The sequence below is a fragment of the Endozoicomonas sp. genome, assembly GCF_031844845.1.
Taxonomy (GTDB): Bacteria; Pseudomonadota; Gammaproteobacteria; order Pseudomonadales; family Endozoicomonadaceae; genus Endozoicomonas.
The window spans coordinates 1-16,172 of the sequence record NZ_JAVRMB020000344.1; the positions used below are offsets into that span (position 1 = coordinate 1).

A 16,172-nucleotide genomic window follows, 5' to 3' on the forward strand; every position below is an offset into this window, starting at 1 on the left:
TGGTGCTGAAAAGCCGGGGCAGCACGTTGTCTCTGTTATTATCCGGGATTGTGGTCCTGGTATCCCTGAAGCAATGATGGAACAGGTGTTTGAACCCTTTTTCCGGCTGGAAGGCTCGAGAAATCGTGATACGGGGGGCATGGGTCTGGGCATGGCCATTGCCAGAAATATTGTCCGTAATCATGGTGGCGAGATCCGGTTGAAAAACAGGGAGCAGGGTCTTAAAGTGACCGTGGAGCTCCCGTTGAGTTGATTATCTATCTACAGAATCAATCTTATTCGCTGTCGTCAGAGTCAGAGTCAGAGTCAGAGTCAGAGTCAGAGTCAGAAGCAGAGTTTGCAGCTCGTCGCTTCTGGCTCTCATTGTCACGAATCAGTTGCGTTAACAAATCTTGTACGTGCTTTGGTCTAGGAGGAGGCCGGTCGTCAACGACTCTGGTGCCAGTGCCACTATTGCCGGGGTCAGTAGTTGGGGGAGGTGTCTGGCCCATTTTCGGATAAGTACTGGCTGGGGCTGCACTGCCAGCACTAACACTGAAGCCACCGGGATCAGCAGGTGTTGCATTCTGGCCGGGTGGCGACATTTTACCAGATACGGGAGGGACGCTATCAGGGGCCAGGTTGCCGATTCCAGCATTGGGGATATGGAATGGAAGGTTGCTCCCTACAGGATTTGGGTTATTGCTGGCAGGCATCGGTCCCTGAAACGGTTTACTGGCTGCATTTGGTTGAGTGGGAATACGGGCAGTGCCAGGTTTGGCGGCCGGATTGTGCGGTGGAACAGTAGCCCATGGTGTGGGGAATGGCGTGGGTGCCCCGTTTCCTTCAGCAGGTTTTACCGGTGCTGTCGGTTGAAACGGTGGCCTGCCTCTATCCATGCTACCATCGGGATGGCCAGCGGGGCTGCCACCCGCTTCTCCTCCGAAGTCATGGCCAAGCAATTCATCCTTGGCTTCAAATTGTATCGTAACGCCTCTGTCCACATGCTCCTGATATTGGACTTCTAGCTGGCTGTTACCGGGGTTGCCTGTTTTCTCTTTAGATCTGCGATCAATGGTTTTACTGGCTGCTTTGAGGGCTGAAACCGCGTCATCAAGATCCCGTTTGGCATTGGCCAGTGCATCATTGCCTTTCACATTTTCATCAGACCATCTACCCATTGCCTGATTGGCCAGCTTATACCATTTAGCGATATCTTCGATATTTGCTGTGCCCAGGTGTTTTTCATCCGGTGGTATCAGGGAGAAGGGTACCTGGCCCGGATATCTGATCGTGACCGAAAGATCCGTTGGCGCCCCCGGGGGCAGACCGATGGCTTTTAGTGCAGAAACCAGTTCGGATGTTTTGCCTTTAAAAGTGTCGCAAGTGTCTATAAACGGCTGGAGGCCTTGTTTGGCCTGTTGGGCAATATTGAACTGGCCGTATTTTGTATAGGCTTCTTTTGCTGACACAAGACGATTATTACCTTCCTGCATCAGCTCCGGGTCACTCATTTTTTCCAGATGCTTGTCTGTTACCGGTGGTTCTTCCGGTTCAGGTTGCTTGAGTCCGGAAGTGGTGACTACAGGGTTTACATTGCTTATTTTACCTTCGAGGGGGGGCTGATGTCCTGCCAGCCTACTGGCAGCATGAGAACCGTTGACGGGATGTGGCTGTTGTCCGGGGTAAGCCCGAGCCATGTAGTTCTGGGGAGGTGCTATTCCAGTTCCATATCCATTAAATCCATTAAATCCATTAAATCCATTCAATGCCTGTGGTGAAACTGTATGAGAAGGATTCCCGCCGACTGCAGCAGGCAGCCCGGTTGCGAAACCTGAAGGGGATAATACATCAGCCATATGATTTACTTCCTTGCGATGTGTTCGATTGTTTTTGTCACTCCTCCTTTCGACTGAAAAAGCCTGATTAAGTTCCAATCAGGCTTTGTTTAATTAAGATTGAGGCAGAGTCAGTGGATCACAGACGCCGAACCTTGAATTTTCTGCCTTTGATTCGACCCTGTTCAAGCCGGCTCAGAGCCGTTCTTGCGCTTTCCCGTTTAACAGCGACGTAGGTCACGAAATCAAAGACATTGATTTTACCCACCTGATCCCCGGCAATTCCTGCCTCACCGGTCAGTGCTCCCAGAATATCGCCGGGCCGTACTTTATCCTTGCGACCACCATCAATGGCCAGCGTCACCATTGAGGCAGGTACCGGCTGACGCTTCTCGGTGAGCATTTTCGGATCGCCAAATACGAGAGGAGCCTTGAGATAATCACTGATCTCATCCAGTTTGTACTGTTCTCTCTGGGTATGCAGGCTGAGCGCCAGGCCTTTTTTACCCGCCCGCCCGGTCCGGCCAACGCGGTGAACGTGAATTTCCGGATCGCGGCTCAGGTCGTAATTGATAACGGCGGCGAGGTTATCAATATCCAGGCCCCGGGCAGCCACATCGGTGGCGATCAACAGGGTAGAGCTCTGATTGGCAAAGCGAACCAGCATCTGGTCCCGCTCTCTTTGTTCCATATCACCATGGAGTGCAACGGGCTTATAGCCTGCCTCATAAAGGTCAGTACCTACCTTTTTGCACTCCTGTTTGGTGTTACAGAAAATGACGCTGGATTCTGGCTCGTAGTGTTTGAGGAGCTTGATCAGCATGGCCGGTTTATCGGCGTGCTCGACGTGGTAAAAACGCTGCTCGATATGCTCATGGCTGTGAGTGCTCTCAACCGTTACCTCTACCGGCTGGTGTTGAAAACGCTGGCTCAGTGTCCTGATTTCCTGTGAATAAGTCGCGGAAAAGAGCAGTGTCTGTCTCTGTTCAGGAAGGTGACTGAGGATGTTTTCAATGGCATCAATAAAGCCCATATCCAACATGCGGTCTGCTTCATCAAGAACCAGTGTGCTGGTCCGAGCTATGGATAGCGTTTTTTTACGCAGGTGATCCTGGATTCGCCCGGGGGTACCGACCACCACATGGGCACCATGTTCCAGTGAGCCAATCTGTGGGCCAATAGGCTGACCACCGCAGAGTGTCACCACCTTGATATTCTGCTGGTACCGCACCAGCCTTCGGATTTCCTGGGCAACCTGGGTTGCCAGTTCCCGGGTAGGGCACAGAACCAGAGCCTGGCAGCCGAAATCACTCTGCTTCAGCTTCAGGATAAGACCGATGGCGAAAGCCGCGGTTTTGCCACTGCCGGTTTTCGCTCGGGCAATGACATCTTTGCCTTCAATGAGCTCCGGCAGGCTGTGCTGCTGTATCGGTGTCATTTCCAGATATCCCAGGCTGTTCAGGTTATTGAGCAGGGATTCAGGCAGGGAAAGGTTGGAAAAACAGTGGGGGGCTTTTGTCATAACATCAGGTGCAGTCAAATCAAGCTCTTGGCGGGTGCCATGGTACAAAATAGGTAAAGAATTATAACAGAGTCTACCCTTAATCACGGCTAATCATTAGAGCAATTCAATATGAGCTCTGGATTTTGATGATGAACCAGAGTTCAGCCACAGGGTGTCAGTGATCGATTTAGTATTGAATTGCCAATAAATTTTATTAAAAGCAATGGAGCGAATCATGACTTCAGGTTCACCGGAATCGACGTCAGAGCTGACGCAACAGAAAAGCCAGCAGGAGAAAAAACCGTTATTCTGGCTGGCCGGACTGGTGACCGGGGTGGCATTACAGTTGCTCACTTTGCTGGTCGAACCGCCCCCTGGTATGGATGAAATGGCCTGGCGTTGTGCCGGGCTTGCCATGATGATGGCGGTCTTCTGGTCAGTGGAAATTCTCCCCACGGCCATTACTGCGCTATTACCGTTGATGCTGTCTCCGTTACTGGGACTGGCAAGTCTTGATAAAGCAGCGGCACCCTACGCACATCCGGTGATATTTCTGTTTATGGGCGGCTTTGTTCTTGGTCTGGCCATGGAACGCTGGAATCTCCATAGCCGGATTGCATTGAGCATCATGATAGTGATGGGGACCGCTGAGAAACGTCTGGTTCTCGGGTTTATGATCGCTACGGCATTGATCAGTATGTGGGTTTCCAATACCGCGACCACCATTATGATGTTGCCCATTGGTCTATCTGTTACTGCCATGATTCGTCAGCAGGGGCGGATGAGCCAGGGTTTTCCAATAGCTCTGTTACTGGCCATCGCTTACGGGGCCTCTATTGGTGGTTTTGGCACATTAATTGGTACACCGCCCAACGTATTACTGGTGGCTTTTCTGCAGGAACAATATGGTATTCAGATTGGTTTTTCCCAATGGTTGATCATCGGCTTACCTGCTTCGATTATTTTACTGGCGGTCACCGGAGCCTGGCTGGGGTATTTTGGCTACAGCCTGGGTGAAGAAGAAAATCCTGTGGTCAGAGCGTCCATCAGGGAACAACAAAAGCAGAATGGCTCAATGAGTGGTGCTGAAAAAGCAGTGACCACTATCTTTGTGTTGACCGCATTAGGCTGGATTGTCCGTCCCTGGCTGAGTGCGATGCTTCCGTGGCTGGAACTGTCGGATACCACCATTGCCCTTATTGCTATGGTTTCACTGTTTATCTTGCCTGCCAGCTGGAAAAAGCTTGAGTTTCTGATGAGCTGGAAGGAGATGAAACGCCTGCCATGGGATGTGTTGCTGCTGTTTGGAGGCGGCTTGAGCCTGGCCGCGATGATCCGCCGAACGGGATTGGCGGACTGGATCGCAGGCTCCCTGAATATTCTGGGCGATATGCCGCCCCTGATGGCCATCGCATTGGTGGTTACCATCATTATCTTCCTGACCGAAATCACCAGTAATACCGCAACGACTGCTGCATTCCTTCCGCCTTTGGGCGCCCTGGCGGTTTCACTGGGTATGGATCCTGCCATTCTTGCTATCCCTGCAGCCATTGCGGCCAGTTGTGCTTTTATGTTGCCAGTGGCTACACCACCCAATGCCATCGTTTATGGCTCTGGTATGTTGCCTATTTCACAGATGGTGCGGAGTGGTCTGGTGTTGAATCTTGCGGGTATCGTCATTATTACGCTGCTTTGCCACTGGCTGGTGGATTTGATAATTTAGCCAGAACTGGTCAGTGTTTCCTGACCGATATATTTGTCATATTGAACTTATTTAAAAGTATTCAATCATAGTATTGAAGCTCATTGATACTAATCGTTGTCGAGAAACTTTCTGGTATGGATATAACGTCTTTTCCCGGCGAGACCCGTAATGGATTCAATGATGATGATGCTGCTGGTACAGAACTGCAGAAGCCGCGTCAGTGTTTTGGAATCAGGAAAGTTAGACAGGGGAATGTGCGTGGCAGTGAATTGGACTGTTTCCAATATAGATGCTGGTTATCAAAAGAAAAGAAGGGCTGTGGCCGTATTTTTTCCACATACGATGAGTTTTCTGGTCATATTGGAATAGTGTTGGCATTTCCAGATAGAAAACATAAGAGCAAGTGGTGGGATTCCACGAAATGCCAAGCTTTATGCACTGTCTGCAAGGTAGCTATTTCGCGCAATTGTATCTCAGAACTAAGGAGACATTTAAAAACTAAGTTACATCATAATAGTGGATTAAGCTCATCAGAAGTAACATCAGCAGCAAGGAAGAGTAAATCTGACAATCGCTCAGTGGGCTCCCCGTCGATATATGAGTGTTATCCGTCAATGAAGACGGGTTTGCCAGCTCGTAGACGGTGCTTTGATGAGGTTATTAATGTTCATAATGAAATAAGACCAGTTATCAGTGGAAGTCCTGCCACAAAGGAAGCAGATGCTCTTTCCCAGGTACCTCCCCTTCCAGCGACTTTTTCTCCTGCTCTGCAAAGGGAATTGGCCTTGGGGGGTAATAGTATTTATGGGGGGGGCTACCCGTCAGGTGATATCGAAACCTGTACAGTTTTTTAACACTGTTCAACAGAAAGATATTCCAGCAGGCCTGGAAGAAGAGAAAGGGGCGATTTCCTGTCATGATCTGAATGAGATGACCTCTATACCCCTGAAAGCACCGACTCCCGATGCAGAAATGACGCCTTCAGTTTGCTGGGGAATGGTAAATGGCCAGCATTTACAGGCAGAATCTGGCAGTGAAATTCAAGAATCGGGGCAATGCGTTGAAAACCCTTTTACTGACTCTACAGATACTGATTTTTCCCCGGACATAGAGCAACAGTTCTTTTGTGAAGAGCTAGCCAGTGTTCTGAAAAACGAGTCCTTACTACTCAGCGACTATGAGGTTCCGATGCTGGCATCGATTATGTCGGGTGATATCTAGGTGTTGTAAGCGGTATCACCCCTCAGATGGACTGTAGGATTTTCAAGCTTACCTGCCATTTTCTGAACCAATACATCCAATGGATTTGGAGTTGCTACGCAGCAGAAAGGGAGCGGAGAAACCGGGGTCGGGTCTTAATTATTGAATTTATTCAAAAAGAAAGACCTGCCCCCTCAAATGTTGAGGGATATGAACTGTGCTTTCCGGATGGGCCGTGGTATTGATGCAGGCAGGGTATGGACGAACTGATGAATTCTATACTCTCTATTACCGACTAACACACTAATATGAAATTGCACTCAATGATATTTGAAACCAAAACGGCGGAAGCTATAGCGGCTTTTACCCTGTCTGACCTCCATCAGATATTTATCCGGGATGTTGATGTTTTTTTGGACTATCTGGTTAAAAACCCGGTTCCTTTATCGAAAAACAAGAACCTGCCTCCGGTTAAATGGGCTCAGTCACTTAACAGCCTTCTGTCAAAGCCCGAAATACTGACGTTGCAACGACCAATGCTCCCTCATTATGCACAAATCATGGGGCTATTACTGTTGGTCCGCAGCTCAAGTCTTGCCAGCCTTCAGCCGGACAGCAGGGGGAATGCAGAACTCCATATCAATGAAACCCTGTACCAGCAGTGGCAGGGAATGAATGATATTGAGCGGTATTTTTCCTTGCTTGAAGCATGGATTAATCGAGGCTATGCCATGAGTGTCGGCGAGCGCATCAGTTCTATCGATGATCGCTTTCTGCCCGGGTTTATGATGATGTATGGCGAAAATGACCTTTGGCAAGGCCAAGCTGCTAATGATCCCGGCTTCTGGTTGCGCAGGGGTAAGGCGTTCAATCTGACCATTCTCAAAATGACCGGACTGGCCGAGTTTCACCTTGAGGATAACAATCGGAAAATCCATTGTCTGAAATTAACGCCCTGGGGGCAGTTGTTTTTAAGCGCTTGTCGGCAAGGGTTTATGGATTCACTGGAAGGCGATGAAAATGAAGACGATGATGAACAAATCAACCTGCTACCTGCGATAAAGGCGGTTCGGCCAGATTTTCAACGCACCTTTGAGCAGCCGGAACCGGTTATTGCTGCCAGTTATGTCCTGTCAGTCGCTTTGGGAAGTGAGTGTACCCGGACACTGACAATATCGGCTGACCATCTGCTTGATGACCTTGCAGAAGCCATCCTTGACGCCTTTGACTTTGATAATGATCACCTTTATCACTTCCAGTATCTGAATGAATTTGGTGCGGATCGGAGAATTGGTCATCCGGCTACCTATGACTGTGACGGCTTTTCCACTAAAACCCGGCTGCGTCATCTTCAGCCGGTTTCCGGAATGAAAATAACCTTTGTATTTGATTATGGTGATTACTGGGAGTTTGACATCGTTGTCATGTACGGCAGTGAAGAGGCTACTCCGGAGATAGTGGTTACCGAACGTAAAGGCGAAGCTCCGGAGCAATATCCTGATTATGAGGATATTTACTGATCAGAGAACTGTTTCCAAGTAAGGTCGGTTAGTTCCTGAGATTGGATAGTTGAGGCTTTTGCTGTTACGAACCTGTGTGAGACAGGCTGAAATATTTCCGTAGAAAATCAGATCAATATTTCGACTTTTACGTTGTTTCTTCTGGTTCCCACGCTCCGCGTGGGAAGCCATACCCATACACCGACCTTCGCGTTTCCAATTCCCAATAATCCATAACCCACACCCGGCCGATAGTCTGCATCTCCGGCGCTCGGCTACTGGTCTGAACCAGCCCTTCTGAATAACTTCCCCTGCAGGCCCCGGTATTGCTGAGTTTGTGTTTTTTGGAAAGTCGTCCCGAAAAAGGCCTTATTGGTACTAAAGTTACTCGTAGATGTTGAGTCGGGTCCGGCTTGGGGCGCTTTTTAGAAAATGCGGGCGTTTTAGAGGGTGTTTTTTCTGAGGTTGTATGTTTTCAGGGTATTAGGTAGAACGTATGTTCAGTTCTAGAGATTGGCGATAAGCTACCTAAAACGCCTTGTAACATGATGAAATTATAGGAGTATGTTGCGTATGAGAGGGTATGTAAGAAACCTCCCCACCCTGCCGCTGTCACGTTTGCCCGTGGCCGAAACGGTCACGGTGGTATTCCTGTAACCTCATGATTTATAGCAGGTAAATGGTTAAACTGGTTTTTATCGAGCTTTTATCAGGCCTTTTTTATTCAAAATTATTACTCCAAACCATTCTGTTAGTCCGGATTCGTCAGGTTCTTAAAGTTTCCACCTGTTTCCGGAGTTTGCTTCACCACCAATACTTTGGACACTTGTCAGAAATACACGGTTTCCAGCACTACATATAGCTTATAGAAACAAGTTGTTCACCTGGTAAGTAGCTCGTCTGCCCAATCGGGTATGTGTGCTTCCCGGGTAACGATGCCACCAATTATCTTCGCTACGGTTAGTAATGGTTTCTCAGTACTGGAGTTATCCAGAAGGTACACTTCATCACACAAAGGGATTGCCGCCTTAACACAGGTCAGCATTCGTGGCACCCGATCAATGATCTTTTGAGCCGGCACGCTGTGTCCCCCCTGTGCTACCCGCTGAGCCACCCGCGCCAGGTTTAATTGAGTTGATTCGACATGGATAATCACCATGATTACCTGGTATCCCATGGCTTTGGCCTGGCCAATAAAGTCTATCTTTGACGGGTGTGAAAAAACGGTCTCGATGCAAAATGTTTTGCCTTCCTGTAACGCTTCTTCCCTTATGGCTGCTGCCAGCTTTGCAGCCTCATAACTCTTACCCTCAGGATCGTCACTGAAAAATTCTCTGGCAATGTTATCCGCATTAACGAATGGCACTCCCATTGGTCTTAAAGCCTTATCGTAAAAAGTGCTTTTGCCTGAGCCGTTCCCGCCAGCAATCACCCATAGCTGCTTAGACACTCCTGAACTCTCCATTAACAAATTGTCCAGTAACGACTGTGCCGTCCGGGTGTATCTGATCGAGCATGCCGGTTCGGGTTTTAGATGCCTGATAGCAAATAGCTTCAGAAGCTATAGCTCTGGACAACTCGCCTGAGTCCCGCATTGTCTCTAAGCGCGAAAAGACAGTGCCTGAGTCTAGTGGGGCGGGATTTATCTCTTCAACGGTGACCTTTGCCAGTCCAGCCTGAATGCGGGCAATGTCAATAATGCTAATGACTTTCGCCAGCTTGCGGCCTATATCTGCCCAATACTCTACTTGCTCAGTTGCGCTACGGTGCTCTATCTGGCTAGCCAAGGTGGCCGCCTCCATTAAAGCGCTCTGAAGGCGAATGGGTGATGCTGCTTTAGCCATAGTATGTACCTCATCCAATTGTCACTCCTTGAATGATTGTAGCAGATTGCTACGAATCATCCACAAAGAGCGTGGGCCCGGACAGTAATAGCCCTATCACTGCTCACAGATGTCCATGAAGTTTTCAGCGCTCAGGGATAACCCTGAATGCTCAAAGACTCTACACATGGACTGCTGTTTGAGCTTCAGGCGTTTCCAGAGTCCCTACTGACTGGAAGCTCTTCAGATATTTCTGATGACTGTTTATCGATTTTTTCCGGACTTTTAGCGGGCCTGTTCTAATACAAAACAGTCACTTTCTACAGATGTTTAGAATGAGTTGACTACTTGACGGTTGTTTTGCTAACGCCAGGCACTCTGCTGGTATCTCTAATCCCACTGCTGTTGATCGCCATTTTGACGATGTTATTTCTGACGCCCCTGTACCAGGCCTTATACCGATATTCGAGCATAAACGATGTGATTTCACACAGTTGATTATGGCAGGGATAGCGCTGATTTCCTTTACGGCAAAAACCGTTCTTCCCAACGAGCGAGAGATGGCAGTCGGGGCATTTAACTTCAATAAGACACGTCATAGGACGTATATTGGGATGAAGAGTATTTTTGTCAGTATGGGATTATCCCTATCCACACATTCGGCCCACTACCCATACTTGCTGGTGAGGTTCAGTAAATCAAGGTATTGCACATGCTATTTCCGCTGGAACATCTCTTTGCCTTCCGCAATTAAACAATTTCGACTTCTCCGCCGACGATTTTGACCCTGATGTGGTCAATGCTGCCACTGGAAAATGCCTCGTCCGCCTGACCGTACCTGCTATTACGATGGATATATGACCCGCTGTTGGGGGATGTTTGCTGAGGGTTCGAACAGCCTGAATCATTGAGGGGATCGGTTTAAGGCAGGCCCGGGCAGAGCTGAGTTTGAAAGATATCAATCGCTTCGGCTAAAAATAGCTGGCAACATACTCTTATGAGTCTGAAGCCTTTAAATCCAGACTATCAGCTGATAGTGCTTGAACCGGAAGCTGAGGGAGAGGTGCAGGCGGTTGCAGAGTGATTAATCCGTCCCAACCACTGTAATCAGGCAGACCTATCAGAGATTGAATGAATGCTTAAATCATTGACTTTAACCAATGTGGGACCAACAGAGGGTAAAAAACCTATCCGGTTCGCTCCCCGGCTGAACCTGATTACCGGCGATAATGGCCTGGGTAAAAGCTTCCTGCTGGATATTGCCTGGTGGGCTTTAACCCGGAAATGGCCGCAGGAAGTCAATACAGCACTGACCTCTGGCTATATGGCCCGGCCTGTTGACCCCAAGAGGTCTGCTAGCATAGCCGTTGAACTAAAAGGCAAATCACGTCCTGTAACTGTGACCGTACCGTTTCGTCGGGAAGAGCAAAAATGGGTATTTCCCCCCTCCAAACCGGTTATGGCGGGGTTAGTTCTGTACGCTTTGCCAAATGGTGGGTTTGCCGTTTGGGACCCGGCACGCAATTATTCCGACAGTAAAAGTGGAGCAACTCATGAACGGCGGCCTGCCTATGTTTTTACGCCCCAAAATATCTGGGATGGGCTGCGGGCGGATGATGGCAAACCTTTGTGCAATGGCTTGATACATGACTGGGCGGGTTGGCAGAAAGAAAACGGTGATACCTTTCAGTTATTGCAAAAAATTCTTGAGTCACTTTCACCCTCTCCCCGGGAAGTGATTTGCGCAGGACAGCTGACCCGGGTAAGTCTGGATGATTCAAGAGATATACCAACCCTGAAAATGCCCTATGGTCAGGAGGTCCCGGTTATTCATGCCTCATCGGGCATGAAGCGGATTATTGCTCTGGCCTACTTGTTGGTCTGGGCCTGGCAGGAGCATGTGAATGCCTGTGTGTTTTTAGGGCAGGATCCTACCCGGCAGATTATTTTCCTGATCGATGAAATTGAAGCCCACCTTCATCCCAAATGGCAGCGAAGTATCATTGTTTCACTGTTGCAGGCAGTAACGAAGCTGGCGGTCAGTAAAGTGGATGTGCAGTTGATTACGGCGACACATTCGCCTTTGGTCATGGCTTCTGTTGAGCCACAGTTTGATGCGAAAAAAGATGCCTGGCTGGATTTGGACTTTGAGCCTGAAGCACAAGGTGGCCATGCGGTTATTACGCAGAGGGATTTTATTCGGCAGGGCAGTGCGAACAATTGGTTAACCAGTGAAGCGTTTGATTTGAAAAGTACTTACTCCATTGAGGCGGAAGAAATCCTGGAGCAAGCCTCCAAAATATTAAGTCAGGAAAACGTGACGATTGCGCAAGCAAATGACATTGATAAAAAACTGAGAACGGTTCTGAGTGAAACAGATCCTTTCTGGATGCGTTGGCGTTTTGTGGCAGAACAAAAGGGGTGGTTGAAACCGTGATTTGTGTAACACCTCAGCCAGAGCCTGATGGTTTTGATAAAAAGGTTCGAAAAAAAGGGCTCCAATACCTGGAAAAGCAAGGACTCAATATGGATGAGCCTTTACCCAAAGGGACGAAGATCGCACCTTATTGGCGGGACTGCATGGATGAACTTTATCACGCGTACTTTGGAGTTTGTGCTTATTTGGCTGTCCACTTCGAGCGAACAATCGGTGGCGGCACGGTTGAGCACTTCGCTCCAAAATCGCGCAGGGTGGAATTGGCGTATGAATGGAGTAATTACCGACTGGCCAGTTCGATTGTGAATGCCCGAAAGAACAATTTTGAGGATGTGCTGGATCCGTTTGAAATAACCACCGGCTGGTTTCATGTTGAGCTGGTGAGTGGTCATATTTATCCGGCACCGGCGTTGTCAGAGGATTTGCAAAAACAGGTTGAACAGACCATCAACCGCCTCGGGTTAGACGACAAAAATAATCAGGAAATGCGAGCGCGGCATTACCAGGAGTACCGCGAGAAACTCTATTCAGAGGAGTTTTTAAAGCGTAGGTCTCCGCTGGTATGGGTCGAAGCGCATCGGCAAGGGCTTCTTGAAACCAAGAGCTGAGTTTCTGTCTACATGAGGAGTTATCAAAAAATTCCGCTACAGGTTCCCTCCCCACCGCCATACATTAAAACCCTTACGATACCTGTCGTAATGGTTTTGTCGTTTATAGGGCCGGTATTCAAAGGGTTGGCGGTGCCACGCTGAGGTTTGCTGTCTTTAATATTTGAAGCTATTTTTGCCTGTTTTTCTTATATATCTCCTCTCTGAAAAACCGTGGTCCACGGCCTTCGACCAACCACAGCGTTTGACTAATTGATTGTAAAGTTCTTTCGCTGTGGTTCGAGGTGTTGCGATTTTGTGAGTTCGTGGTTGTTTCCTGCGGCAGGCGCTCAGAGCCGGATTGGGATACTGTTCCTATTTTTGCCATGAGAAGTTCTTCGAGGATCAGAGTTACGCTATCTGCTGGGTGACACAGTAACTTCGGAAATCTGGGAGGCTGGCATCTACGGTGAAGTGGATCGGCTCATTATTGGTGAATTCTTCTCTATTGCTTCCGGAGCGACGTTCATGCTGGCGGGTGATCAGGGGCGCGGGTTGGATTGGATTTCTACTTTTCCTTTTAATCCTGATGAGTTTTTCGACAAGGTAGAGTGGGTTTAAGGAGCTGGTGATACGAAAATTGGTAATGATGTCTGGAACGATTCGGAAGCGATGATTATGCCAGGTGTGATCATTGGCAATGGTGCGTTGATTGGCGAGGACTCTGTCTGGCGACCAATATCACGGCTGAACGAAGCAGAGTACTCCAAAGCATCCAGCTGGAAAGGCATTATTAGGCATCTATACACAAATGGCTGAGTATCTTATGTCGTTGATTGAATGCAAGTGCTCATAGTCATCAGGACAACGCGCTGTATAATGGCCTGACGTTAAAAGTGTGATTTATTTGTTATGTATAGATTTGATGTTCCGGGTGTAATAACTCGCCATATTCTTCATAAGCAATAATAAGCTTCTAGCTTTACCGCCTTCTTGCAAGGCGAAATTTATTATTAAAATTCAGGATATGACTATGTCTACTACTACCGGTACTGTTAAGTGGTTCAATGACGAGAAAGGTTTTGGTTTCATCGCTCAGGAAAATGGCGGGCCAGACGTGTTTGCTCACTTCCGTCAGATCACAGGCGATGGCTTCAAGTCCCTGGCAGAAGGCCAGCGTGTTGAATTCACCATCACTCAGGGCCAGAAAGGTCCTCAGGCTGAAGATATTCGACCACTGTAATGGTCGGACTGCAATATTGTAGTCTCTAACCTCACGTAAAGTGAGGAGAAGAAGGGCAGTGCTTTCGGGCATTGCCCTTTTTTGTGGTTTTCAGAAAAGCAAAAAAGGGGAGGGGTTATGGCCACCACTAACATCTGGCAGCAATTTAAGGCGCTAATACCGGAGAGTTTGAGAGTCTGCCACCATCACCGCCAACAACGGGAACGGCACCAGTCAGGCACAGCTACGGGATGGCTCGGTTATTGCCGTCAAGGGAGAGTCTGTGCTGGAGGGAGAAAAGGTATTTATTCAGGATGGGGAGGTAAAAGGTACTGCGCCAAATCTGGCGCAGTACGAGGCTGAGGTTTAAGGTGGATCTTCACCAAACAGCTGCCGATAATGCTGTCTGAAATTCATTTCTCCAGAAGGCATGTCCCCCAAGTACCTCCAGAAACCAATAATCTCACGAACTTTTGTCATATCAATGTGATCACACTCCACCATCAATTTCATGAGATCAAGAGTTCGCATGGTTTTGATGTTCAACGCTTGAGCGACTTCAAGCATATCTTTGTCATCTGTGACTACAGCTATACCCATAACATGGGCGTATGCAAGATAACGGGCATCAACCCTTGAGGGGCCTGGAGCAACGTTAGTGATGTAATCCCAAATGAAGCTATAGGTATCTTCGATTTCTCTCTTCTTCTTTTTACCAAGGCTGGGATAATGTTTGCGGTTTTCAACATGCTCTGGCTCTTCAGCCCAGGAGAACTTGTTCTTCAGGCGAGGGTTTTTGCCGAGTTCTTCGTCAAGTTCAGGAAGTACGTATAAACAATACTCATCCTCCCCAAATGCCTGAAAGAGCAGCGGATGAATACTTTTAGCAAGACGAAAATAACTGTTGGAATCGACCAGAATTTTGGACTGTGGCATCAGGTTAACTCGGAATAAAGCGACTTCGCATCAATTAACCCAATATCTAATACCGTCTGAATATAACTTTCCGATTTTTCAGTTGCTTTCAGGTATTGAGAAAGAACTGAAAAGAAAGGGCTTTCAAAGCCTTCCGTCACAAGGTTGATATATAACTCTGGCTGTATCGGAGTATCTGTAATAAGTGCATCTATCAAGCTGGGGAATTTCTTATTGAAATTGGTTGTTGCCCCATGAATCGATTTCAACTCCAGTGGTGCCAGGCCGTTATGTTCAGCATAGGCTTTAACCTGAAAGAAAATAGCCAGAGGAGAAATGACATACTGCTCAGCCAGTTTCTCGATAGTATTAACCTGTGCTTCCGGATGTTTTTCCTTCAACTTCCTATAGCATTGCTCAGCATGCTGATTTGGAAACAATAAAGCACCAGCAAAAGCATCAGCAAAATCTTCCCCGTCATCGCCACGCAAATCAGGAGCCAGAGCGTGACCTAACTCATGGGCCATCCAGAAAAGGAAGTCATGTGTGTTAACGTCAAGATTAAGATAAATCCATGTAGTCATGGATTCGGGAAGATAGACATGGCTAGCATTTTCATGTCTGTCTTTTTGTCCCCACATTACAGGAATCAGAACCGTCTGCAATTTACGGAAATAACGGATCAGATGATTAAAATCCAGAATATCTTCTGGTCCCACATTGATATCCTTTCGGACTTTTTCAGAAACCTGTTGGAGGTAATCGTATTCGAGCACCGGATTTTTTAAAACCAGAGGCTTAGTCAGGTTATCGAAAGGCAGATAAGGTGCCAGTTTCTCAAGATACCGCCCCATGCTGACAAATTTCTGAAAGTCTTCGTCCCTGGTTTTTGTCCCCTTCCTTTTCCGAAAGGCAACTACCGGAGCATTATCGTCTTCCTGAACAACCAGTTCGGAAAAAGACAGGCCCAACAGCATACCCAGTCGCAATAATTTATCCGGTTTAGGAAATGAGCTTCCTTTGAGCCATTTGGATACAGCTTCCCTAGAGACCTCGAGCATTTTGCTAAGAGAGGACTGATTGAAGCCTTTTTCGCTCATTGCGGCTTCCAGAGCGGGAATGTTTAGTGATTTTTTCATAGGGCGCCAATAGTAAATGGGTGTCAACTTTTGTCAACTTCTATCTGAGTATGGACCGGTAAAAGGACTATATCAAACAGAAAGGGAAGCTTTGTTAGTCACTCTGTCAGCCTTGTTAGAATATCTGGCTTTAAAAGAATTTAAGGGTCACCTATTTCAGGGGCAAATTTTTCGTTAAAAAAGAGGGTAGTGGGCCAAATGTGTGGATAGGGATAATCCCATACTGACAAAAATACTCTTCATCCCAATATACGTCCTATGACGTGTCTTATTGAAGTTAAATGCCCCGACTGCCATCTCTCGCTCGTTGGGAAGAACGGTTTT

The 16,172-nt window shown here is 47.8% G+C and carries 14 protein-coding genes and 1 pseudogene; 8 read left to right on the plus strand and 7 right to left on the minus strand.

What is annotated here, in order from left to right; genetic code table 11:
* Positions 1–253, plus strand: a 253-nt coding sequence (locus RM811_RS18965) for an ATP-binding protein (RefSeq protein ID WP_402527386.1), incomplete at its 5' end; no start/stop codon positions are given.
* Positions 254–275: 22 nt separating this feature from the next.
* Here RM811_RS18965 and RM811_RS18970 read toward each other — a convergent pair.
* A complete protein-coding gene (locus RM811_RS18970) occupies positions 276–1,838 on the minus strand; it encodes a hypothetical protein (protein ID WP_402527388.1) in 1,563 nt (520 codons plus the stop codon).
* Between the two features lie 118 nt (positions 1,839–1,956).
* The gene (gene dbpA / locus RM811_RS18975) at positions 1,957–3,339 is read right to left on the minus strand and encodes an ATP-dependent RNA helicase DbpA (RefSeq protein WP_402527390.1); all 1,383 of its coding nucleotides are present in this window, start codon (positions 3,337–3,339) and stop codon (positions 1,957–1,959) included.
* A gap of 217 nt (positions 3,340–3,556) precedes the next feature.
* Between dbpA and RM811_RS18980 the strand changes: the two genes are divergently transcribed.
* The 3 genes from RM811_RS18980 (at position 3,557) to RM811_RS18990 (ending at position 7,746) form a co-directional block, all read left to right on the plus strand.
* Positions 3,557–5,044 (plus strand): SLC13 family permease, encoded by a 1,488-nt coding sequence (locus RM811_RS18980; protein WP_402527391.1) that lies wholly within the window; start codon positions 3,557–3,559, stop codon positions 5,042–5,044.
* 786 nt (positions 5,045–5,830) lie between these two features.
* The gene (locus RM811_RS18985) at positions 5,831–6,247 is read left to right on the plus strand and encodes a hypothetical protein (protein ID WP_402527392.1); all 417 of its coding nucleotides are present in this window, start codon (positions 5,831–5,833) and stop codon (positions 6,245–6,247) included.
* A gap of 302 nt (positions 6,248–6,549) precedes the next feature.
* Positions 6,550–7,746, plus strand: a complete 1,197-nt coding sequence (locus RM811_RS18990; protein WP_402527394.1) for an IS1096 element passenger TnpR family protein — start codon at positions 6,550–6,552, stop codon at positions 7,744–7,746.
* Positions 7,747–8,605: 859 nt separating this feature from the next.
* Here the strand turns inward: RM811_RS18990 and RM811_RS18995 are convergent.
* From RM811_RS18995 to RM811_RS19005, 3 genes are all read right to left on the minus strand, one after another.
* Positions 8,606–9,175: an AAA family ATPase gene (locus tag RM811_RS18995; RefSeq protein ID WP_402527395.1), complete on the minus strand. Its 570-nt coding sequence runs from the start codon at positions 9,173–9,175 to the stop codon at positions 8,606–8,608.
* Positions 9,168–9,587, minus strand: a complete 420-nt coding sequence (locus tag RM811_RS19000) for a TA system antitoxin ParD family protein (protein WP_402527396.1) — start codon at positions 9,585–9,587, stop codon at positions 9,168–9,170. Before RM811_RS19000 ends, RM811_RS18995 begins: the two co-directional genes overlap by 8 nt.
* A gap of 305 nt (positions 9,588–9,892) precedes the next feature.
* Positions 9,893–10,147: an IS1-like element transposase gene (locus RM811_RS19005; protein WP_402527397.1), complete on the minus strand. Its 255-nt coding sequence runs from the start codon at positions 10,145–10,147 to the stop codon at positions 9,893–9,895.
* 536 nt (positions 10,148–10,683) lie between these two features.
* Between RM811_RS19005 and RM811_RS19010 the strand changes: the two genes are divergently transcribed.
* The 4 genes and pseudogenes from RM811_RS19010 (at position 10,684) to RM811_RS19025 (ending at position 13,815) form a co-directional block, all read left to right on the plus strand.
* Positions 10,684–11,985, plus strand: coding sequence for an AAA family ATPase (locus RM811_RS19010; RefSeq protein ID WP_402527399.1), 1,302 nt, complete (start codon positions 10,684–10,686; stop codon positions 11,983–11,985).
* Positions 11,970–12,593, plus strand: a complete 624-nt coding sequence (locus tag RM811_RS19015) for a hypothetical protein (RefSeq protein ID WP_402527400.1) — start codon at positions 11,970–11,972, stop codon at positions 12,591–12,593. Before RM811_RS19010 ends, RM811_RS19015 begins: the two co-directional genes overlap by 16 nt.
* 450 nt (positions 12,594–13,043) lie before the next feature.
* Positions 13,044–13,289: pseudogene (locus tag RM811_RS19020) on the plus strand (type B chloramphenicol O-acetyltransferase); the annotation flags it as partial.
* Positions 13,290–13,605: 316 nt separating this feature from the next.
* On the plus strand, positions 13,606–13,815 hold the full coding sequence (locus tag RM811_RS19025) for a cold-shock protein (protein WP_402526422.1): 210 nt from the start codon (positions 13,606–13,608) through the stop codon (positions 13,813–13,815).
* A gap of 345 nt (positions 13,816–14,160) precedes the next feature.
* Here the strand turns inward: RM811_RS19025 and RM811_RS19030 are convergent, their stop codons facing one another.
* Together RM811_RS19030 and RM811_RS19035 are read right to left on the minus strand one after the other, a co-directional pair.
* Entirely contained in the window at positions 14,161–14,730 is a 570-nt protein-coding gene (locus RM811_RS19030; protein WP_402527401.1) for a DNA-binding protein, read from the minus strand.
* Entirely contained in the window at positions 14,730–15,848 is a 1,119-nt protein-coding gene (locus tag RM811_RS19035; RefSeq protein WP_402527402.1) for an XRE family transcriptional regulator, read from the minus strand. The genes RM811_RS19030 and RM811_RS19035 overlap by 1 nt, the downstream gene beginning before the upstream one ends.
* Positions 15,849–16,172 lie beyond the last annotated feature (324 nt).

Bases quoted from the DNA above. Each gene is read 5' to 3' on its own strand.
- RM811_RS18970 (WP_402527388.1), bottom strand. From the start codon at position 1,838: ATGGCTGATGTATTATCCCCTTCAGGTTTCGCAACCGGGCTGCCTGCT.
- RM811_RS19030 (WP_402527401.1), bottom strand. From the start codon at position 14,730: ATGCCACAGTCCAAAATTCTGGTCGATTCCAACAGTTATTTTCGTCTT.
- RM811_RS18990 (WP_402527394.1), top strand. From the start codon at position 6,550: ATGATATTTGAAACCAAAACGGCGGAAGCTATAGCGGCTTTTACCCTG.
- RM811_RS18985 (WP_402527392.1), top strand. From the start codon at position 5,831: ATGGGGGGGGCTACCCGTCAGGTGATATCGAAACCTGTACAGTTTTTT.
- RM811_RS19035 (WP_402527402.1), bottom strand. From the start codon at position 15,848: ATGAAAAAATCACTAAACATTCCCGCTCTGGAAGCCGCAATGAGCGAA.
- RM811_RS19005 (WP_402527397.1), bottom strand. From the start codon at position 10,147: ATGACGTGTCTTATTGAAGTTAAATGCCCCGACTGCCATCTCTCGCTC.
- RM811_RS19010 (WP_402527399.1), top strand. From the start codon at position 10,684: ATGCTTAAATCATTGACTTTAACCAATGTGGGACCAACAGAGGGTAAA.
- RM811_RS18980 (WP_402527391.1), top strand. From the start codon at position 3,557: ATGACTTCAGGTTCACCGGAATCGACGTCAGAGCTGACGCAACAGAAA.
- dbpA (WP_402527390.1), bottom strand. From the start codon at position 3,339: ATGACAAAAGCCCCCCACTGTTTTTCCAACCTTTCCCTGCCTGAATCC.
- RM811_RS19025 (WP_402526422.1), top strand. From the start codon at position 13,606: ATGTCTACTACTACCGGTACTGTTAAGTGGTTCAATGACGAGAAAGGT.